The 19,658-nt window shown below is 50.6% G+C and carries 20 protein-coding genes and 1 tRNA gene; 15 read left to right on the top strand and 6 right to left on the bottom strand.

Translation table 11 applies throughout. From position 1 onward, the window contains the following. Positions 1–167 precede the first annotated feature (167 nt). From PsAD37_RS03360 to PsAD37_RS03345, 4 genes are all read left to right on the top strand, one after another. Positions 168–1,544: a murein hydrolase activator EnvC gene (locus PsAD37_RS03360; RefSeq protein WP_208991657.1), complete on the top strand. Its 1,377-nt coding sequence runs from the start codon at positions 168–170 to the stop codon at positions 1,542–1,544. Then, positions 1,541–2,875 (top strand): S41 family peptidase, encoded by a 1,335-nt coding sequence (locus PsAD37_RS03355; RefSeq protein ID WP_063294914.1) that lies wholly within the window; start codon positions 1,541–1,543, stop codon positions 2,873–2,875. The genes PsAD37_RS03360 and PsAD37_RS03355 overlap by 4 nt, the downstream gene beginning before the upstream one ends. 175 nt (positions 2,876–3,050) lie before the next feature. Next, positions 3,051–4,274, top strand: a complete 1,224-nt coding sequence (locus PsAD37_RS03350; RefSeq protein WP_208991656.1) for a divergent polysaccharide deacetylase family protein — start codon at positions 3,051–3,053, stop codon at positions 4,272–4,274. 118 nt (positions 4,275–4,392) lie between these two features. After that, positions 4,393–4,893, top strand: a complete 501-nt coding sequence (locus PsAD37_RS03345) for an RNA pyrophosphohydrolase (protein WP_057462748.1) — start codon at positions 4,393–4,395, stop codon at positions 4,891–4,893. A 108-nt stretch (positions 4,894–5,001) separates the two neighbouring features. On the opposite strand, the gene PsAD37_RS03340 is transcribed toward PsAD37_RS03345, so the two are convergent. After that, positions 5,002–5,319: a DUF1992 domain-containing protein gene (locus tag PsAD37_RS03340; protein ID WP_063294913.1), complete on the bottom strand. Its 318-nt coding sequence runs from the start codon at positions 5,317–5,319 to the stop codon at positions 5,002–5,004. Positions 5,320–5,434: 115 nt separating this feature from the next. Between PsAD37_RS03340 and PsAD37_RS03335 the strand changes: the two genes are divergently transcribed. The 3 genes from PsAD37_RS03335 (at position 5,435) to PsAD37_RS03325 (ending at position 7,604) form a co-directional block, all read left to right on the top strand. Next, entirely contained in the window at positions 5,435–5,887 is a 453-nt protein-coding gene (locus PsAD37_RS03335) for a MarR family winged helix-turn-helix transcriptional regulator (protein WP_063294912.1), read from the top strand. 57 nt (positions 5,888–5,944) lie between these two features. After that, on the top strand, positions 5,945–7,000 hold the full coding sequence (hisC, locus tag PsAD37_RS03330) for a histidinol-phosphate transaminase (protein WP_063294911.1): 1,056 nt from the start codon (positions 5,945–5,947) through the stop codon (positions 6,998–7,000). Between the two features lie 121 nt (positions 7,001–7,121). Then, positions 7,122–7,604, top strand: a complete 483-nt coding sequence (locus PsAD37_RS03325) for a helix-turn-helix domain-containing protein (protein WP_063294209.1) — start codon at positions 7,122–7,124, stop codon at positions 7,602–7,604. A 6-nt stretch (positions 7,605–7,610) separates the two neighbouring features. Here the strand turns inward: PsAD37_RS03325 and PsAD37_RS03320 are convergent, their stop codons facing one another. Beyond that, positions 7,611–8,300, bottom strand: a complete 690-nt coding sequence (locus tag PsAD37_RS03320) for a TetR/AcrR family transcriptional regulator (RefSeq protein WP_063294910.1) — start codon at positions 8,298–8,300, stop codon at positions 7,611–7,613. Between the two features lie 191 nt (positions 8,301–8,491). On the opposite strand from PsAD37_RS03320, the gene PsAD37_RS03315 reads away from it, so the two are divergent. After that, on the top strand, positions 8,492–9,310 hold the full coding sequence (locus PsAD37_RS03315; RefSeq protein WP_208991655.1) for an SDR family NAD(P)-dependent oxidoreductase: 819 nt from the start codon (positions 8,492–8,494) through the stop codon (positions 9,308–9,310). Between the two features lie 13 nt (positions 9,311–9,323). On the opposite strand, the gene queG is transcribed toward PsAD37_RS03315, so the two are convergent. Both queG and PsAD37_RS03305 read right to left on the bottom strand, forming a co-directional pair. Beyond that, entirely contained in the window at positions 9,324–10,460 is a 1,137-nt protein-coding gene (queG, locus tag PsAD37_RS03310) for a tRNA epoxyqueuosine(34) reductase QueG (RefSeq protein WP_063294909.1), read from the bottom strand. Between the two features lie 20 nt (positions 10,461–10,480). Beyond that, entirely contained in the window at positions 10,481–11,173 is a 693-nt protein-coding gene (locus PsAD37_RS03305) for a glutathione S-transferase family protein (protein WP_063294908.1), read from the bottom strand. A gap of 149 nt (positions 11,174–11,322) precedes the next feature. Here PsAD37_RS03305 and PsAD37_RS03300 point away from each other — a divergent pair, with 149 nt between their 5' ends. Then, the gene (locus PsAD37_RS03300) at positions 11,323–12,132 is read left to right on the top strand and encodes an undecaprenyl-diphosphate phosphatase (protein WP_063294907.1); all 810 of its coding nucleotides are present in this window, start codon (positions 11,323–11,325) and stop codon (positions 12,130–12,132) included. 48 nt (positions 12,133–12,180) lie between these two features. On the opposite strand, the gene PsAD37_RS03295 is transcribed toward PsAD37_RS03300, so the two are convergent. Together PsAD37_RS03295 and PsAD37_RS03290 are read right to left on the bottom strand one after the other, a co-directional pair. Then, on the bottom strand, positions 12,181–13,368 hold the full coding sequence (locus tag PsAD37_RS03295) for a hypothetical protein (RefSeq protein ID WP_063294906.1): 1,188 nt from the start codon (positions 13,366–13,368) through the stop codon (positions 12,181–12,183). Between the two features lie 251 nt (positions 13,369–13,619). Further along, positions 13,620–14,606, bottom strand: coding sequence for a complex I NDUFA9 subunit family protein (locus PsAD37_RS03290; protein WP_082826888.1), 987 nt, complete (start codon positions 14,604–14,606; stop codon positions 13,620–13,622). Between the two features lie 230 nt (positions 14,607–14,836). Between PsAD37_RS03290 and PsAD37_RS03285 the strand changes: the two genes are divergently transcribed. From PsAD37_RS03285 to rpoN, 6 genes are all read left to right on the top strand, one after another. Next, positions 14,837–14,923, top strand: a tRNA-Leu gene (locus PsAD37_RS03285). A gap of 112 nt (positions 14,924–15,035) precedes the next feature. Next, entirely contained in the window at positions 15,036–15,656 is a 621-nt protein-coding gene (locus tag PsAD37_RS03280; protein WP_063294905.1) for a ribonuclease D, read from the top strand. A 252-nt stretch (positions 15,657–15,908) separates the two neighbouring features. Then, positions 15,909–16,571, top strand: a complete 663-nt coding sequence (lptC, locus tag PsAD37_RS03275; protein ID WP_208989304.1) for an LPS export ABC transporter periplasmic protein LptC — start codon at positions 15,909–15,911, stop codon at positions 16,569–16,571. A gap of 56 nt (positions 16,572–16,627) precedes the next feature. After that, on the top strand, positions 16,628–17,137 hold the full coding sequence (gene lptA, locus PsAD37_RS03270; RefSeq protein WP_208860021.1) for a lipopolysaccharide transport periplasmic protein LptA: 510 nt from the start codon (positions 16,628–16,630) through the stop codon (positions 17,135–17,137). Positions 17,138–17,207: 70 nt separating this feature from the next. Next, a complete protein-coding gene (gene lptB / locus PsAD37_RS03265) occupies positions 17,208–17,951 on the top strand; it encodes an LPS export ABC transporter ATP-binding protein (protein ID WP_244272472.1) in 744 nt (247 codons plus the stop codon). Between the two features lie 74 nt (positions 17,952–18,025). Then, a complete protein-coding gene (gene rpoN, locus PsAD37_RS03260; RefSeq protein WP_063294902.1) occupies positions 18,026–19,555 on the top strand; it encodes an RNA polymerase factor sigma-54 in 1,530 nt (509 codons plus the stop codon). Positions 19,556–19,658 lie beyond the last annotated feature (103 nt).

Below are 19,658 nucleotides of genomic sequence, written 5' to 3'. Positions count from 1 at the left end.
AAGTCGCTAAGCCTTCAACGTGGTTGACACTTCCTTAACGCTGTCTGGAGCATTATCCTCGGCGTTAACTTTGGGGCTGCGTGCCTGTTGTTTTGCAGGGTTGGTCTACGTCGATATTTTAGTATTAAGGTCAGCGTTTTGCTCTGCGCTGCACTTTGGGAGTTCAATTGTTGCGTCTTAGGGGAAACCTGATCCTCCGATTGGTGACAAGCTTTGCCTTGTTTTTTGCGGTAGCGCTTGTTCTGCCGCTGCAAAGTACTGCGCAAAAACTGACGAACGTTTCCTTTAAAATTGAAGATGGCAAGATTGATCCAGAAGATCCGGCGGCAATTGCCCTGCTCCAAAAAAAGGAACGGGAAAAAGAGCTTCGCAGCCTGAATGAGAATATCTCCCTCTCCAAAGAGAAACGTGAAGAAATTCAGCGATCCATTCGCGCGCTGGAGCGTGATGGCGAGAGCCTGAGTGGAGAGTTGATCCGTACCGGTGAGCGCATGAAGAAACTGGAAAACCAGTTGGAAGCCACTGAAGCACGTTTGGGCCGACACAGAAAAAATGAGCAATCTGTCCGGGCGTCATTGAATGAACGTAAAGATGTTTTAGCTGAAGTTTTAAGTGCTTTGCAACGGATCGGTCATCGCCCGCCGCCAGCTATGGTCGTGCGTCCTCAGGATGCTCTTGGTGCGGTACGCAGTGCGATCCTGCTCAACTCAATCATGCCGGAAGTGCGGATTGAAGCGGAAGCGCTGGCGAGTGATCTTGCTGAATTGTCTCGGCTTCGAGCAAAAATTGAAGCAGAGCGTAACCGGGTTCGAAGTGGTGCAATACAGATGGCGGAAGAGCGTCATCGTGTTGAATTGCTTTTGGAAAAGAAGAAGGCAGCACGGCAGGAAAGCCTTGCAGCGCTGGAAGCCGAGAAGGCTCGCGCCAAGGAACTTGCCGAAAAGGCAACCTCTTTGAAAGAGTTGCTTGCTACCCTTGAGCGAGAAGTGGAAAGCAGCCGTCGTGCAGCGGAAGCAGCGCGACTTGCGGACATTGAGCGGCAAAACCGGATCGCCTCCGGTGATCCGTTTGCTGATCCGAGCCGATTGAAACCGGTTGTTGCTTTTTCGGAGACCCTTGGGCTTTTGCCTGATCCGGTGTCCGGGACACTCTTGCAAGACTTTGGGGTTACAGATGGATTTGGCAACGTAACTACTGGCCAATCCATTGCGACACGCCCGAATGCCCAGGTCACCTCCCCCACTGATGGTTGGGTGGTGTATGCAGGGGATTTCCGCTCTTACGGGCAGATGGTAATTGTTAATGCAGGCGGCGGATACCATGTCCTTATGTCCGGTCTGGACGATGTCATGGTGGAGTTAGGGCAGTTTATTCTAGCTGGAGAGCCAATCGCTAAAATGGGAGAAACGCGCCTCGCAAGCGCTAATAACCTTAATTTTAGTTTGGACCAGCCGGTTTTATATGTAGAATTCAGGAAAGACGGCACTGCAATCGACCCCAACCCATGGTGGTCACGCGCCGAAAACGAAAAGGTTCGCGGATGATACGGAAAGCATCGCTTTTGTTGGTTGGCGTAGTCATGGGGGCTACGGCGGTCGTAACATATTCTCAGGCACCATTCAGATTTGCTGAACCAGCTTCTGCTGCGTCTCCTGATACCTACTATCAGCTCAATCTGTTTGGCGACGTGTTTGAACGTGTGCGCTCTGATTATGTAGAGGAGCCAGCTGACTCCAAGCTGATCGAGACCGCTATTAACGGCATGCTCACCAGCCTTGATCCGCACTCTAGTTATCTGCCTCCAAAGAGCTTCCGCGATATGCAGGTGCAGACCCGCGGCGAGTTTGGTGGTCTTGGTATTGAAGTGACCATGGAAGACGGCCTGGTGAAGGTTGTTGCCCCGATCGACGACACTCCGGCTTACAAAGCAGGCGTACAGGCAGGCGACCTGATTACCCATCTTGATGGGGAACAGGTTATGGGCCTTACCTTGAATGAGGCTGTCGAGAAAATGCGCGGTCTGGTGAACACAGACATCGTCATTACGGTGCGTCGTGAAGGTATCAACGAACCAACCGATATCACCATCACCCGTGATGTGATCCGCATTCGCTCTGTTCGCTGGAACAAAGAAGACGACATCGGTTACATCCGCATCACGCAGTTTAACGAACAGACCTTTGATGGTCTGGAAAACGCTGTTGATGAGCTGACTGCTGAAATCGGCGAAGATAACCTGAAGGGCTTTGTGCTGGATCTGCGCAACAACCCAGGTGGTTTGCTGGATCAGGCGATTGCCGTTTCTGATGCGTTCCTGAACCGTGGTGAAATTGTTTCTACCCGTGGCCGTAATGCTGAAGAGACCCAGCGCTATAATGCTCGCAATGGTGACCTGACTGAGGGTGCGCCTGTGATCGTTCTGGTGAATGGTGGTTCTGCGTCAGCTTCTGAGATTGTAGCCGGTGCTCTGCAGGATCATCGCCGCGCAACTATTCTGGGTACACGTTCCTTCGGTAAAGGCTCTGTACAGACCATCATTCCACTTGGTGCAAATGGTGCGATCCGACTGACAACTGCTCGTTATTACACACCGTCTGGCAACTCCATTCAGGCTAAGGGTATCCGCCCTGACATCATTTCCTTGCAGGAACTGCCTGATGAGCTGAAAGGCCGTGCTGAAACCAAAGGCGAAGCAGGTCTGCGTGGTCACCTTCAGGCTGAAGAAGGCGATGAAGGTTCTGGCAGTCAGGCTTACGTGCCACAGGACAAAGACAAAGATGTGCAGCTGAACCTGGCAAAATCCCTGCTCCGCGGCGAGAAGACTGATGCAGCCTTCCCACCAAGTGCAGACAGTGCAGCAAACGAATCCAAATAATTCAGAGTATCGAGCGCTTCATCTGGAGCGCTCGATTTCTATCTATTTGTTTTCAGGCATATACCTCTCCGAAAACCGGTAGCCACATTTCGGGGATATGCTATAAAGTGATTAAGGACGCCGCGCTGAACCTTCGTTTGGCGCGGCGGAATTTTATGACAGGGTGGGGGCACCAATGGTTAGGAGCGATTTGACAGCTCCGCTTGGAATGAACAAGCGTCGGAGCATCGGGCGATTGCCGCTCGGCCTGATTGGTGTCGCCATCATGACTGTTATTTTCACCACCGGTTTTATCTGGATCGGCATTGTTGATGACCCCAACGGTGGCGAGCCGATGGCGACTATCGAGCTTTCCAGCGCTCTTGATGGTGTTGCTCCCAGTGATATCGAGATTGTTGACCTACCGGATGGTTCTCAACTGGCCCAGATTGGGACTGACCAGTTTGATGCCAATGGCTTTGGACAGGATGGCAGCTATCGCCCCTCTCGCCCGGCAGGCGCAAACGCGCAAGATCAGGCCAGTGGACCGACATCACTCGTCGATCTGGCCCGGCGTGTTGATTATGAGGGGCTGGATGGTGGCTTCTCAAGCGAGTCGCTTTCTACCGACCCAATTGATCAGCTGCTCGAGCCCAACAAGTTCGGCTCCCTTCCAAAGATCTCTGCTGAGGGTATTCGCCCGCTTGATGCCTATGCACGGCGGCCAAACCCTGCAGCGCTGACACAGGCGCGGATTGCTATTTTAATCAATGGTATCGGGCTTAACTCCGACATGACGCTCAAGGCCATTGAGGATCTCCCTGCTGACATCTCTTTGGGGCTTTCTCCATATGGTGATGACATCAACAGCTGGATGAAATCTGCCCGCCTTTCCGGGCACGAAGTGCTTCTTCAAGCTCCAATGGAGCCATTTGATTATCCTGATAATGACGCTGGCCCACAAAGCCTGTTGACCAATCTGGACAGGAAGCAGAACGAGGAGCGCCTCTCCTGGGTTCTTGGGCAGACCAGCAATTATGTTGGGCTTGTCAACTTCATGGGCGACCGTTTCACCTCTAACGAGACCCGTATGGGTGAGTTCCTCAGCAAGGTTCGTGATCGTGGCCTGATGTATGTTGATGACGGTTCGTCTCCCCGCTCCAGAGCAAGCGAGGTTGCCGGGACGCAGAAAGTGCCATTTGTGCAGGCCGATCTGGTTCTGGACCAGAACCTGAGCGCCGAAGCCATTGGTACACAGTTGCTGGAACTGGAAACAATTGCTCGTCAACGCGGCATTGCCGTCGCAACTGCGACTGCTTTCCCTGTTACGTTGAATGCGTTGGAGGCGTGGTCGCAGCGACTGGAGGAGCGTGGTCTTTCTCTCGTTCCAATCAGCTCTGCTATCAATTCCACACGCTAGAGCCTGTTGCGTTCATATGAACTCACGCATCATGCCGCAATCTTTCTTCTGTGCGTAGTCCCGAAAGATAGCTCCGGTTGCCGGGACTACGTACTCAACTCTCTTTATTGGACCAAACATGACCGATTACAGCGCTCTTCCTTTTCGCCCTTGTGTTGGCATCATGCTTATCAATAGGGATGGGCTTGTCTGGGCCGGCAAACGCTATGGTGACAAACAGCCTATTCCTGAAGAGTTTGCCTGGCAGATGCCACAGGGTGGTCTGGACAAAGGGGAAGACCCGCTGGAAGCTGCGAAGCGTGAGCTTTATGAAGAGACCTCTGTGAAGTCCATCACATTACTGGCAGAAGCACCTGACTGGTTCTCCTACGATTTCCCTGAGGAGATTCAACGCCAAGTGCGCAAAGCTAAGTATCGCGGCCAAACACAACGCTGGTTTGCATTCCGCTTTGATGGTGATGACAGCGAAATCAACATCCTGACTCCACCTGACGGGCATGCGCAGGAGTTTTGTGAGTGGCGCTGGGAAAAAGCCGAGAACCTTGCCGGCCTTGTGATCCCGTTCAAGCACCAAGTCTATCTGGATGTGGTTGAAGCGTTCTCTGAGTTCACAAGCTGATACGGCTTTGAGATGTGTACCATCTCGCCCCTGTGGTTTTCTAATACGTAGAATATCGGCAACCATCAGGTTTTGCTTAGCGCATACACTTGAAGTGCGCTGAGCAACTCATGTGAAGAACTTTTTTCGGGCTTCCTGTTCGATCGCATGACGGAGTTGTAGGTCTGCCAGTTTTGCCATTTCGGATTTCCAGTCTGGCGTGCCTTCAGCTTTTTGAACAACAAGCCGCTGAGCATCTATCTCTTTCTTCAATTCAATCTCGCGAGGTACAGCCCCGGCATCAGCCATGATCCTCATGCCTGCAGCTGTATCAAGAGAACCAGGTCCACGTGCTGGCAGCGGCTTACCCTCTCCCTCAAGATTATTCAGCTGCCCTTCTGCTTGTGCTTTTAGGATTTGCCGCTCTGCAAGATTTTTAAAACCCATGATCTGTACTCATTTTCCTTTGAGATCACCTGAAAATCTGTAGGGTAGATGTAAGTCAGAACACGATATTTGTCAATTTTATTGACAATAAAACTAATTAAAACAAGTAAATCAAATGCTTAAAAAACCAGAATCCAAACCTGAAATGCTTTATGCTGGTATTCAGATGACCCGACCATTGCTCCGTACCATCAGCAATCGGGTTGAGGCGGATCTTGAAGGAACCGATCTTACTGTCGGTCAGCGTGCTGTGCTGGAAGCTACGCTTGCTTTGGAGCAGGCAACAGCACCGCAACTCACTGATTTTCTGCAGCTGAAGCGCCAATTTGTAGCCAAGGTCCTCAAAGAATTGCTGGACAAGGAGCAAGTGGCACAAGTGAGCAATCCGCGGCACAAGCGGTCCGTGTTCTATTGTTTGACACCATCAGGCAAAGCGCTGATTAAAAAAGTTCGCAAGGCCGAGATGAAACGGATAGAAGAGTTCGCGAAGGTATTTTCCGAGGAAGAGGTGGAAACCTATTATCGCATGCAGTGCGTTTTGAATGACGCGTTGTCCAAGCGCTCTTAGGGTCTACCAGTTTAAAGATGCGCGATTGATTGCGGTTTGCTGAGATTGGATTGAGATATGAGCAGGTTCTGGAGCCCGATTGTCAAAAAACTGGAGCCCTATACACCGGGTGAACAGCCGAAGCATCAGACCTTTATCAAACTGAATACCAATGAGAACCCATGGGGTCCCTCTCCGCGTGCATTGGAAGCGATTGCTGCTGCCACAAGCGATGCGTTACGGTTGTATCCCGACCCATCAGCCTCTGACCTGAGAGCGGGTATTGCATCCGCTCTTCAGCTGACCTCTGACCATATCTTTGCGGGCAATGGCAGTGACGAGGTGTTGGCGCATGCGTTTCATGCCTTCTTCAGCGGGAAAGAGCCAATTCTCTTTCCGGAGATCACCTACGCGTTCTATCCAACCTATTGTAAGCTTTACTCGATTGAACATCGGCTGATGCCTCTCGGCGATGACTTCCGTATCAACCCCAGCGACTTTGCCGGGACTTGTGGTGGTGTCGTCATCGCAAACCCGAATGCGCCAACCGGTCTTGCCATGCCATTGGAGGCTATCGAGGCAATCCTCAAGGCAAACCCGGATGTGTTGGTTCTTGTCGATGAGGCTTACATCGATTTTGGTGGGCAAAGCGCGGTTCAACTTGTGCCAGATTATGACAACCTGCTTGTGGTGCAAACTTTCTCAAAATCCCGCAGCCTTGCAGGAATGCGTGTTGGGTTTGCCGTGGGGCAACCGCATTTGATTGAGGGATTGCACAGGGTCAAGAACAGCTTCAACTCCTATCCACTCGACAGGCTTTCACTTGCAGGCGCGCTTGCTGCCTGGGAAGACACGGAATGGTTTGAGAAGAGCCGCGACCAGATTGTTGCTGATAGAGAGAAGCTTACCGAGAACCTCCAGACACTCGGCTTTACGGTGTTGCCATCTTCAACGAATTTCATTTTCGCCTCACATGCGCATGTACCGGCGGAACGGATACATGCAGATTTGCGAGAGCACGGCATTCTGGTCCGGTACTTCAAGAAAGAGCAGATCAACGACTGGCTGCGTATTTCTATCGGAACCTCTGAAGAATGTACCACACTGGTGAAAGTGCTTCGGACGATGCTCTGAATATATTTTGTTATTTTACAGAGTGTTAGATTTAAATATCGTGGTCATGTCGGTTGTTTGTCGTGGTGTTTTATTTAAGAAGCTTCCAGTTTGCTCCTAGTTGAAGAACAGGAATTTTTCCGTGATTGTCAGAAAATTACGCATTGAAAAAGGGCTCTCTCAGGAGCAGCTCGCACACATGGCAGGTATCAGCACGCGGACACTGCAGCGTATCGAGCGCGGTGCGAATGCAAGCCCCGAAACCCTGAAATGCATTGCTTCTGCTCTAGACACGGATTTTGGTGATCTCAGGAAGGAACAAGACATGCCCTCAGCATCCAATGGAATTTTGCCCGAGCTTTCCGGTAGGGAACAAGAAGCTATGGAGTATGTGCGGGACATACGAAGCTTTTACATGAACCTGATCCAGTACGCCGTTGTGATTACAGCTCTGGCGGTGCTGAACCTGCTCACATCACCGGGTTACCTCTGGTTCCTGTGGGTTGCTTTTGGGTTTGGCATCGGCCTTGTTGCTCATGGTTTGAGTGTGTTCGAGGTCATCAATCCCTTTGGTGGCGATTGGGAAAAGCGTCAGATAAAGAAACGGTTGAGGCAGCGGCAGTAGCCGCTGTTATTCCAACACCGGCTCCCAGTTCTGCTCTTTTGCCAGAATGCCGAGCAAGCACAGCTCGATAGCGCTGGCCAGCGTATCCTCAAAGTTCATCTTCAAATGAGCCAGTTCAGGATGTTCCAGCGCTGCCAGTGAATTTTTGCGGTCTGCTTTCATCGGCCAAAGCCCTGCAACAATTGTGAAAACGTACTGGACTGCTGCAAGAGCTCCTGCCTCACTCATGTGTGGAAGGGCAGCGGTCAGTATCTCTGCCATCTTTCGGTGGCGATGCAGGAACTGCAGCTTCGCTTCTACAATGCGCTGTGTTGAGAGATTGTGCTCCAGAATTGGCGAAAGCTGGCTGGCCAACAAACACAAGCGCGGATGCGCGAAGCACACCTTGGCCCAGAGCTTTGCAATACCTGTGAGATCTCGTTGGCTTTTAGGTTCACTCAGGGACTTTTCGAAGTCAGCAATCATGCGATCCGCCTCTTCCTGAAGCAGTGCGACAAGAATTTGCTCCCGGCTTTCATAGTATCGATAGAGGCTGGACTTTGCGAGACCAACCTCTCGCGCCACCGCGGAAAGGCTCGTGTTTTCAATACCTTCTCTATCCATCAGAATACGCGTTGACGTCAGGATCATCTTCTCTCGTTCAGCAAAATGTTCTGCTGTACGTGCACGCTGATAAGCTTTTGATTTTTCTGTCATATTCTTAATTACTCTTCCGTACAGCACATAAACGACCAACGGTCGTTTATTGACTCCCGCAAACTCTCCAAATAAACTACCGATGTTCTGTTATTTTGACAATCTCAGGAGAGATACTTTGCAACAACAGCCAAATAATAAAAACAGTCAAGACCTCGCAGGCAAAACGGCTGTGGTTACGGGCGGCAACATTGGAACTGGCAAGGCGCGGTGCGCATGTAGTGATTGCTTGTAGGTCCATCGAAAAGGGTGAGACTGCAATCGCACGTGTCCGCCAGAAGGTCAGCTCAGCTTCTCTGGAGGTGCTCCCTCTTGACCTGACAGACCGGAAGAGCATTCACCGGTTTGCAAAGGCTTTCACTACAAAGCATCAGCAGTTGGATATTCTGCTGAACAACGCAGGTGTCGTAAACCTGGAGCAACGAATGCACACCGAAGAAGGTTGGGAAATCCATATGGCAACCAATCATCTGGGTCACTTTTTACTGACCGGATTACTGTTTAAAACACTTGTTGCGACGCCTAATGCTCGCGTCGTAACCGTTTCCAGCGGTGGTTACAGAGCAGCAAAACTGGATCTTGAAGATTTGCACTCAGAAAAGCGGCCTTATTCTCGCTTGGGATTCTACGGCAATAGTAAGCTTGCAAACCTGCTCTTCATGTTTGCTTTGCAACGGCGTTTTGAAGCGGCAGGCTCCTCAGCCAAATCAGTATCTGCGCACCCTGGCCTGACAGCAACAGAACGTCAGCAGTCCATCGGGATGGGAGGGTGGCTGTCTCGGTTTATGGCACGGCCTGTTGAGTTTGGATGTCGCCCACAATTAGTCTCGGCAACGGCTCCAGATATTGCGGAATGCGCCTTTCTGGGACCACGCTTCGGGCTATGGGGTAACCCGAGTCCTGTGAAACTTTCCAGCCCAGCGATGGATGCAGAGCTTCAGGAGAAACTCTGGGCACTCTCTGAGAAATTAACTGGGTTTGAGTATGTGAAGGCAGACAACGCTGCCTGATTGATAAGGCGCCTCAAGAAGAGGTGCCCTGTTCCCATTCAGCTTTGACTACGCCGCTTGTTTCACCTACCAACAATGCCCGCTTGTGCTTCTCGAAATCGGTGGTGGAGACAAGTTGGGCTAGGGCCCAGACTGCGGAGGCGCGGACGGTTTCGTCTTCGTCTCGCAGGTGGTTCAGTACATTGGGGATGAGCTTCTCTTCTGCGCTGTTGCCTGCTGCGATGAGGCAGTTGCGGATGAAACGGTTGCGGCCAATGCGCTTGACCGGAGAACCAGAGAAGAACTTGCGGAAGGTTGGATCGTCCATTTGCAGCAGCTCTGCAAGAGCCGGTTCCATAAGGTCTTCGCGGGCTTGTAATTTGGCTTCGCTGGCGGACTGCGCAAACTTGTTCCATGGGCAAACGGAAAGACAGTCATCACAACCATAGATGCGGTTGCCAATTGGTTTGCGGAATTCCAGCGGAATTGGGCCGTGGTGCTCGATGGTCAGGTAGGAAATGCAGCGGTTAGCATCTACTTGATACGGCGCTGGGAAAGCCTTCGTCGGGCAAACTGTGAGGCAACGTTTGCAGTTGCCACAATGGTCGACTTCCGGTTCATCCAGTGGCAAGTCCAATGTTGAGAAAATCGCCCCGAGGAAGAACCAGGAGCCAAGCTCTCTGGACACGAGGTTTGAGTGCTTGCCTTGCCAGCCGAGCCCAGCGGAATGAGCCAGAGGTTTTTCCATTACCGGGGCCGTGTCCACAAACACCTTTACATCCCCACCACCTTTGGAAACCAACAGGCTGGCCAGCTCTTTCATTTTGCCTTTGACGATGTCGTGATAATCGCGATTGCGGGCATAGACCGAAATGTGCGCTTTATCTGGCTTGTCGCGCATTTCCATCGGGTCGATGTCTGGCCCATAATTCATCGCTAGCATGACAACAGAGCGGGCTTCCGGCCATAGCTCTAACGGGCTTGAACGCCGGACTTCGGTTTCCGGCATCCATTCCATTGTGGCGTGATAACCCTGCTCGATGAAGTGATGCAGACGCTCTGGCGCAAGTGGGATTGCATCCGCTGTGGTGATACGGATGTCATCGAACCCGACTGCACGTGCGCGTTTGATCAGGTCCGCCTTGACGCGTGCAGCTTGTTTCTCCGTCAACTGAGTGTCTGAATGAGGCTTTAAAAGTCCAGATCCGCGTAGGTCTTTGCCGCTGGCATGCCGAGCATTTTGTCCGCCAAAATTGGGCGGAAGCTCGGGCGAGATTTCATCCGCGCGTACCAGCTCTTCACATTTTCGTCCTCGGACCATGGAACTTCACCAAGATAGTCTGCACAGGAGAGAAGACTTGCTGCGGCCAGATCAGCAAATGTGAGCCGATCACCAGCCAGCCACTTACGTGTCGCAGCAAGGTATCCGATGTAGCGCAAGTGGTTCAGCATATTGACCCGTGCAATCCGAAGAATGCTTGAGTCTGGCTGTCCGCCACCCTGGCTATCCGGCATCTCCTGTTTGTAAATGCGTTCTTGCACGATGTAGCCAATAACCTCACCGAGGAATTTTTGCAAAAACCAAGAGACGAGACGACGCGTTTCTGCACGTGCTTCAGGGTGATCCGGCAACAGGCGGCTGTTAGGAATCGCATAGCCGCGAGTTTCGTCCAAGTATTCCATGATAACCATGGGTCCGCACACAGCAGGGCCATCATTTTCCTTCAGAACGGGAAGCATTCCTGCTGGGTTCATCATGAGGAAGTCGTGACGACGTGCCCAAGGGTACTCCGTCTGACATTCAAACGGAATTCCATATTCTCCGAGCGCTAAGCGTGCGAAGCGCGATTCAGGAGAGAAAGGATGATGATAGAGCTTGAGCATTGTTCTGATTTATGAGCAAACCTGTAACCAAAAGGTTGCTATAGAAACGTAATTTGTCTCAAAAGAGTCTTGAGACGGTAAACCATACGAAAACACGGGGACAACCTCACCAATGACATCTGGGGAAAATTCGTGGAGACCATCGTTTAATGACAACTGAAAGTATCGTCGGCGCATTGCTGCTCGGCATCATTGAAGGCCTGACTGAATTCATCCCAGTTTCCTCCACAGGGCATCTGCTGCTGATCGGGCATTTTATCGGGTTTAAAAGTGAAGGTCGCGCCTTTGAGGTGATGATCCAGCTTGGAGCTATTACAGCTATCCTGACCGTCTATTTCACACGGCTCACAAGAATTGCAGTTGCACTGCCAACAAGTGCAAAAGCTCGGCATTTCACACTAGGCGTTCTGCTTGCTTTTCTGCCTGCTGCAGCGATTGGCGCACTGGCCTACGATTTCATCAAAGCGGTTTTGTTTGAAACTCCCGCTCTGGTCTGTGTGACGCTGATTTTCGGTGGCATCATCATGCTGCTGGTTGATAAAATGCCTTTGCAAGCACGCTATACCAACGTGGAAGACTATCCGCTTTCGCTTTACATCAAAATTGGCTTTGCACAGTGTATGGCAATGATCCCCGGTGTATCTCGTAGTGGCGCAACGATTGTCGCATCCTTGCTGATGGGCACGGACAAGCGGTCTGCGGCGGAATTCTCATTCTTCCTCGCTATGCCGACCATGGTTGGTGCGTTTGTTTTCGATTTTCTGAAGAACAAGGACGCCTTGGGGCAGGATGACTGGACCCTGATTATCATCGGGCTCGTCTCTTCCTTCATTGCCGGTTTCTTCGTTGTGCGCAGCTTGCTGGATTATGTCTCCAGGCACGGCTTCGCGCTGTTCGGCTGGTGGCGCATCATTGTAGGCGGGCTTGGACTGTTGGGGCTCATCCTCACTCAGAGCTAACCGCATCTACAAATCATCTTCAAAGCGTCGCAAACATGCGGCGCTTTTTTATTTCAGGTCAGAAGCCGGGGTATGTTTGAAGCTGTACCCATTGTTCAACCATTCCTGAAACCTGTTCTGGGTGTCGGGATCGCTGAGCTCGTAATGAGTAACCAGTCCAGATTTTGGAATGTCCTGATCTTTACGCAGCAGGGCCATGTCCAGTGTTTGACAGTTGGTGTGATAAAGCTCGACGGATCCTTTGTCTGTCTTTTGAAGATAGGCGGTATGAGAGATGTGGCCCGTTTTATCATCAACAAAATTGAGAACACCGGACTCTTTCACCTTGGTGTGGTCGAACTCTTTTTCGACTGTCTCGGTGGATACCCCCATCAACTCAGAATAACCCTCCGGGTAGCCATTTACCTTGTTTTCCCCCATCAGACTCGATCGCAAAAACTCTGGTAGGTTGCCCTCTATGACACCAACTTTCATTGCCGCGTTGTAGCAAACCTGCGGGCGCCAGCTTTCTTTCTTTTTGTCATAGTCAGCAGTGATGCTACCCTGAAGCTTTTCATCACCCATACGTTTGCTTTCAGGCTTGCTTGCTTCCGCTGAATCCAGCCAGTCCATCTCTTTACGGAGCTTTTGAAGGGCTTTGTTGCCTGACTTCAACGCCTTGTTGACATCATCAATGTTGCGGGCCTGAACGCATGTTTCTGCGCGGGAGAGCTCCTTGTTTACATCCTCACAAGCTGATGTGAACTTGCTAAGCTTTTTGGCATTGGCCTTACTGAAATAAGCACGCTTCACAAACTCGGCCTTACGGTTTGCATGCTCATTGTATTCTTCTCGCAGACCGCCAACTTCATCTGATAGTTCAGAGAGCGTTCTTTCTGCAACATTGATCAGTTCTGAGTGCTCCGAAACGCACTTTTGCAAGAAAGAGATGGAAGAGATAACAGCTTTCTCATTCTTGTCATGAATCGCAGCCAGAGCCGCTTTGAGAGCCGATTGAGTTGCTTTATCACATTTTTTGAAAGATGAGCTCAATGCCTTGTAATTTCTCAGAATATCACTTTTGGCGTTCAGTTCAGAAATAGAATGCTCTAGCTGAGAAAAGTCTGCAGGCAAGGCAGCTTCAGCTGATGCTTCGCCTGCCTCTGCGCCTTCTGCACCACCTGCATCGATACGCAGGAGTTTAAACATATCCTCTGTCCATTGATGCTCTTCTGGGGTCAAGTCGGTCAGCGGCATGGTTTCATTCCAGTTTTGAAGGCTCTACTGCTAAGGAAACTACGTATTATCGAACAATATGCGCTAGTCTGATGAAGGTGGGATGGCTTTTAGAACTGGTGGTGAACATATGCTTATGCAGCATCCGTGAGCTTAGATTAAAATTGAATAAGCCACTCCATTGAGGTTTCTACTGAGCACTTCACAGTCGTCTCAGGCATTAAAAAACCCCGCTGGAAGCGGGGCTTTGTGTCTTGGCATATACTTGATTACTATGACTTCGAGGGTCTTTTCGCGTCGTACTGTCCATGCGGGCGGAACTTATCAAGATACGTCGGCAGAATTGCTTCCATGGAATGCGGCTCGATGCCGAGTCCCTCAAACGTGCGCTTTTCCGACTGTGCTTCCTTGCTCACCACATTATCGCTCTTCAGCAGATTAACCTGATCAACTGTCAACATTGGCTTTGGCAGCATCTGCATGAATTTTGCCTGAATACGGGCGATCAGGAACGGCAAAGTAACCAGCATGCGTTTGCGATGTATGACCTGCATCAGCAGCTGCAAGCATTCTTTGAAGGTCGCAACCTGAGGTCCGCCCAGCTCGTAAATCTTGCCAGCTTCAGCCTTGCTTTCGATGGCATTTGCAATAGCGAGCGCGACATCACCCACGTAAACAGGCTGGAACTTAGTATGACCGCCGCCGATCAGAGGCAATACCGGGAAGAGCTGCGCCATGCTGCCGAAGCGGTTGAAGAAATCATCTTCTGGACCGAATACGATGGACGGACGGAAGATAACAGCATCTGGCATTGCATCGAGAACAGCCTTTTCGCCTGCAGCTTTTGTTCTTGCATAAACAGCCGGGCTGTTTTCATCTGCTCCAATTGCAGAAACGTGCACCAGCTTCTCAATGCCTTGCTCTTTACAGACCTCAGCCACCGTTGCCGGGCCTTTTGCCTGAACACTGTCAAACTTCTGAGCACCGCTCTCATAGAGAATGCCCACAAGGTTGATGACTGCGCAGGCACCTTCTACAGCGCGCTCGACAGATTTTTTGTTTCGCACACTCGCAGCAACAGGCATGATCTGCCCCACAGCCCCCAGCGGCTGCAAATGCTCTGCAAGATCAGGATGACGCACAGCGGCGCGGACGCTGTATCCACGCTCTGCTAATATCCTGATGACGTGACGACCAATAAATCCTGACCCGCCAAAAACGGTTATAAGTTTCCCGTTAAGCGCTTGCGCCATTTTCATCCACCTTTGCCAAAATTTTGCAGGTACGCGTATTAGCGCGCATAACCCTCAAAAAAGCTATAATTCATGGTATGTTAATACGCTCAAGGTTTTGGGATGTGAAGGCACACTGTGGAGAATTTAAAACTCTTTGCAAATGTGTGATTGACAATCTTAACCCAGATCACTAGAACCCAGCCTCACAGAGCGGCGCTGCCAAGCAGCAACCCTCTGAAAGAAAAAGATGATATGCCCAGATGGCGGAATTGGTAGACGCGCTAGCTTCAGGTGCTAGTGCCCGCAAGGGCGTGGAGGTTCGAGTCCTCTTCTGGGCACCATCTTTTCTTCATAAAGCTCTCCCTAAAAATTACAGAGTAACTTGACCGTTTGGTGTAGAAGAGACAAAACACGTCTCATGTACCAAATCGCGCTTATTCTTTGAGAGCAAAAATGACAATCAGATATCACAAGAACGATCTTCCAGACCTTTCCAACTATGCTTCAGCTGACGCTGTTGCAGTAGACTCCGAGACACTAGGTCTGAACCCACACCGGGATCGGTTGTGCGTTGTGCAGCTTTCTTCTGGCGACGGCTCTGCTGACGTGGTGCAGATTGAGCGCGGCCAGCTGGTTGCTCCTAATTTACAAGCGCTGTTTGAAGATGAGAGCAAGCCAAAGATTTTTCACTTTGCCCGCTTTGATATTGCCATATTGAAAGAGTATCTGGACATTTCCGTTTCTCCGGTTTGGTGCACAAAAATCGCTTCCAAGCTCGTGCGTACCTACACGGACCGCCACGGGCTGAAAGATCTCTGCCGCGAGTTGATTGGTGTTGACCTTTCCAAACAGCAGCAGAGCTCTGATTGGGCAGCTGAAAAACTGACAGATGCACAGCTGGCCTACGCTGCATCAGATGTTCTGCACCTTCATAAGCTTAAAGAACGCCTTGAATTTATGCTGGAACGTGAAGAGCGTACCGAAATTGCACAGAAGTGCTTCGAGTTTCTGCCAACACGCGCGCAGCTTGACCTTGCAGGATGGCCTGAGAACGATATTTTCGCACATTCTTAAGCGAAACTCGAGTTTTCTACCAGTATTTGCGGTTTAATGGGCTTCAGCATTTGTAATTTGTTGAAGCCCCACCATTTAGGCAGCTAGTGTGTACTTACTGCTTCCTTTTGGGTTTTTACCCGAAAATTTGCGTATCAACGGAAGCGGCTTGTGCCTGTAAGATACTGGTTACTCACTGTACGAGAGACCGGAAAATGGCAACCGGACAGCGATCCCCGTCTGTATCGCGTCCAGAATGTTCCAGGACTATGAATGACAACAATGGAAAACATGCCCAAAGAGTTTGCGAGTGAAGCGCAAACACGGCTTGAAAAAGCGCGCAAATCTGCGCGTCGACATTCCATTCTCGTTCGCATTCTACGATTTGCTCTTCCTGCTGGCGGATTACTGATTGCCGCTGGTGTGATTGGCATGATCGTTTTCCAGAACATTCTTGCTGGCCTGAGCATCGGAGATATCAGCCTGACAACTGAAGGACTGGTCATGTCCAACCCACATCTATCGGGAAATGATGGTGACCGTTCATACAACGTTCAGGCGGATCGGGCTATTCAGCGCATCACAAACCCGCAAGTGATTGATTTGGAGAATATTGTGGCCGAAATCACAATAGCTCCCGGGGAAACTGTTAGTATCACCTCTCGAAACGGGACGTTCGATACAGAGATGGAAACCCTGAATCTCACTAATGGGACTACGGTTGCGTACAGCAAAGGTTATTCCGCAGAATTTGAGTATCTCGATATCGATATGAAGACAGGTACAATCCAGACCAACGATACAGTTGATGTCACGTCTGATGGTGGCTATATCGATGCTGGATCTATGGAATTTGATCAGAAAAACAATGTTTTGAATTTTCGCCGGGGTGTCAAGATGAAGCTTCTGCCCTGGGCACTGGAGAACGGTCAATGATTAACCGGATGAGAATATTCTCTCTATCTTGTCTTATGACATTCGGGCTGGCTGGAATGGCCCACGCACAAACGTTCTCCGATTCATTTGCCGGATTTGGTTCTAACAATAAAGAACCTATTGAGATTGAAGCGACTAACCTTCAGGTTCGTGACAAAGACAAAAGCGCTATCTTCAGTGGAAATGTTGTTGTTACCCAAGGTGAAACCAAGCTGGAAACCCAGCGCTTGATCGTGTTTTATGCTGGCTCCATGGCCAATGGCACAGCGGATGGCCAGGCCGTCCAGCAGTCCATTTCCCGTCTTGAAGCAAAGGGGAAAGTTCTGATTTCCTCTAAGGATCAGGTCGCAACTGGTGACGATGCCAGCTTTGACATGGACAAACAGGTTGTAGTGATGACCGGCAAGCGCGTTGTTCTCAGCCAGGGACCAAACGTAATTGTTGGCAAGCGCCTAGTGATCAATCTGGAAACAGGCAAAGCAAATCTGGATTCCAGCGAAACTGGCGGTAACACTGGTCGTGTTCGGATGCTTTTGCAGCCGAATAGCCTTGAAAATAAGAACTAAAGCAAAATAGGCCACGCTCTTGAGTGCACACCCAATTGATCCTCAGACCCCAACGCACCAGCCAGAAGGCATCAAGTACGCCGCCCCTTCGGAGGCGGTGCTCGAAGTTGATGGCATCGGCAAGAGTTACGGACGTCGTCAGGTTGTCAAACATGTCAGCTTGAATGTACGCCGTGGCGAAGCTGTGGGACTGCTGGGTCCAAACGGAGCTGGTAAGACAACCTGCTTTTATATGATCACCGGTCTTATTCGTCCGGATCATGGTTCAATTCGCCTCGATAACTTCGACATGACACAATTGCCAATGTATCGCCGTGCGCGTCTGGGAGTTGGTTATCTGCCTCAGGAAGCCTCGATTTTCCGCGGTCTTTCTGTTGAAGACAACATTCGTGCTGTTTTGGAAGTGGTGGAGCCAAATAAGAAGCGCCGTGAAGAAGATCTCGACTCGCTTCTGACCGAATTTGGTGTCACGCACCTGCGTAAATCGCCAAGTATCGCACTCAGTGGCGGTGAGCGCCGCCGTGTGGAGATTGCGCGGGCTTTGGCAACTCGCCCGTCCTTTATGCTGCTTGATGAGCCGTTTGCAGGTATTGACCCGATCGCGGTGGGCGACATTCAGCAACTCGTACGCCACCTGACCCAACGTGGCATCGGCGTGCTGATTACAGACCACAACGTTCGTGAAACGCTTGGGCTGATTGACCGCGCATATATTATCGCGGCAGGTGAAGTTCTGACAGAAGGCAAGCCGCATCAGATCGTTGCAGATCCGGATGTAAGACGTTTGTATCTCGGGGAACAGTTCACTCTTTGATTTCCAACCTATGCCGAATTGCGTAGAAGAGTGTTGCAGGCTAGCTTGCAGCACTTGGAGGACGAAACAACTCTATGGCAATCGGTCCAAAATTAGAATTCAGACAAAGCCAACAGCTTGTCATGACGCCGCAACTGATGCAGGCGATCAAGCTGTTGCAGCTGTCGAATGTGGACCTGATTGCGCACGTTAATAGTGAGTTGGAAAGTAATCCCTTTCTAGAGCAAGATGACAGCCCGGATGGCGCTGGAGAGTCCTCCAATTCAGAAAGTACTCCAGAAGCTGACAGTAGCCCTGCAGAGATGCAGGAGGGGGATTGGCTCAATAACGAGCTGGAAACAACTCCGGAAGCAATATCGAGCAATTTGGATTCTGAACTCTCTAACGTCTTCCCTGATGACAATGGCGAGCACCAGGCCGTTGATCCGGTTCAGCAGAAGGCGGATAACTGGCAGGCACCGAGCCACAGCACTTCCTCAGGAGCCTCTGACTATAATCTTGAAGCGTTTGTTGCCGCAGAAATCTCCCTAAGTGAGCATCTTCAGGAACAGCTCGGCTTTGTGCTAACAAACCCTGCCGATGTTCTGGTCGCTCATCAACTCATCGATTGCATTGATGAAAATGGATATCTGCGCATTGACGGTGCTGAGATGTCTGAGCGCCTCGGGGTTTCAGAGCGAGATCTGGAGCGGGTTATTCTTGCTTTGCAGGCGCTTGATCCGGTTGGTGTGTTTGCGCGTGATTTGTCTGAGTGCTTAAAACTGCAACTCAAAGAGAAAGACCGCTACGACCCTGCCATGCAGGCACTGGTCGAAAACATTGAGTTACTGGCTTTGCATGACCTCGTAAAGCTCAAACGTATTTGCAAAGTGGATGATGAAGACCTCAAGGACATGATCCTTGAGATCAAAGAGCTCAATCCGAAGCCTGGCGCTGCTTTCAATACCGAAATTACCCAACCGATTGTGCCAGATGCGTTTGTTCGGCCTGCTTCAGATGGAGGCTGGACCGTTGAGCTCAACACAGAGAGCCTGCCTAAGGTTCTGGTGAGCCAGAGTTACTACTCCGAGATCTCTCAGGGCTCTAGAAACGATAAGGAACTGGCGTACTTCACCGATAGCCTGCAGACCGCAAACTGGCTGCTCAAAAGCCTTGATCAGCGGGCGCGGACAATTCTGAAGGTGTCCTCTGAGATTGTTCGTCAACAAGACGGTTTTCTTACTTATGGTGTACAGCACCTTCGGCCAATGAATCTGCGCGTTGTGGCAGACGCCATTGGCATGCATGAATCCACCGTCAGCCGCGTCACATCCAACAAATACATCGCTACGCCACGTGGTATTTTCGAGCTGAAATACTTTTTTTCTGCCGCAATTGCCTCTTCTGAGGGCGGTGAATCGCACTCAGCGGAATCAGTACGCTATCGAGTTAAGCAACTTATTGATGCCGAAGATCCGAAGAAGATTCTTTCAGATGACGCTCTTGTGAAAATTTTAAAAGACGACGGTGTGGATATAGCGCGACGAACCGTAGCTAAGTATCGGGAAGCATTAAAGATTCCGAGCTCAGTTCAGCGTCGGAGAGAAAAGAAAAGCCTGACCTAACCCACTGATATTTCTCATGGTTTCAAAGAGACATAATAGGGTCCCGATCAGTTAATAACCTCTATAGGATGTTTTTCTGTTCTCATAGATTTTTCTAAGAACT

Origin of the sequence: Pseudovibrio sp. Ad37 (assembly GCF_001623075.1) — a bacterium.
Lineage (GTDB): Bacteria > Pseudomonadota > Alphaproteobacteria > Rhizobiales > Stappiaceae > Pseudovibrio.
This window is presented reverse-complemented; position numbering and strand designations above follow the sequence as displayed.

Bases quoted from the DNA above. Each gene is read 5' to 3' on its own strand.
- PsAD37_RS03355 (WP_063294914.1), top strand. From the start codon at position 1,541: ATGATACGGAAAGCATCGCTTTTGTTGGTTGGCGTAGTCATGGGGGCT.
- PsAD37_RS03350 (WP_208991656.1), top strand. From the start codon at position 3,051: ATGGTTAGGAGCGATTTGACAGCTCCGCTTGGAATGAACAAGCGTCGG.
- PsAD37_RS03345 (WP_057462748.1), top strand. From the start codon at position 4,393: ATGACCGATTACAGCGCTCTTCCTTTTCGCCCTTGTGTTGGCATCATG.
- PsAD37_RS03340 (WP_063294913.1), bottom strand. From the start codon at position 5,319: ATGGGTTTTAAAAATCTTGCAGAGCGGCAAATCCTAAAAGCACAAGCA.
- PsAD37_RS03335 (WP_063294912.1), top strand. From the start codon at position 5,435: ATGCTTAAAAAACCAGAATCCAAACCTGAAATGCTTTATGCTGGTATT.
- hisC (WP_063294911.1), top strand. From the start codon at position 5,945: ATGAGCAGGTTCTGGAGCCCGATTGTCAAAAAACTGGAGCCCTATACA.
- PsAD37_RS03320 (WP_063294910.1), bottom strand. From the start codon at position 8,300: ATGACAGAAAAATCAAAAGCTTATCAGCGTGCACGTACAGCAGAACAT.
- PsAD37_RS03305 (WP_063294908.1), bottom strand. From the start codon at position 11,173: ATGCTCAAGCTCTATCATCATCCTTTCTCTCCTGAATCGCGCTTCGCA.
- PsAD37_RS03300 (WP_063294907.1), top strand. From the start codon at position 11,323: ATGACAACTGAAAGTATCGTCGGCGCATTGCTGCTCGGCATCATTGAA.
- PsAD37_RS03295 (WP_063294906.1), bottom strand. From the start codon at position 13,368: ATGCCGCTGACCGACTTGACCCCAGAAGAGCATCAATGGACAGAGGAT.
- PsAD37_RS03290 (WP_082826888.1), bottom strand. From the start codon at position 14,606: ATGAAAATGGCGCAAGCGCTTAACGGGAAACTTATAACCGTTTTTGGC.
- PsAD37_RS03280 (WP_063294905.1), top strand. From the start codon at position 15,036: ATGACAATCAGATATCACAAGAACGATCTTCCAGACCTTTCCAACTAT.
- lptC (WP_208989304.1), top strand. From the start codon at position 15,909: ATGACAACAATGGAAAACATGCCCAAAGAGTTTGCGAGTGAAGCGCAA.
- lptA (WP_208860021.1), top strand. From the start codon at position 16,628: ATGGCCCACGCACAAACGTTCTCCGATTCATTTGCCGGATTTGGTTCT.
- rpoN (WP_063294902.1), top strand. From the start codon at position 18,026: ATGGCAATCGGTCCAAAATTAGAATTCAGACAAAGCCAACAGCTTGTC.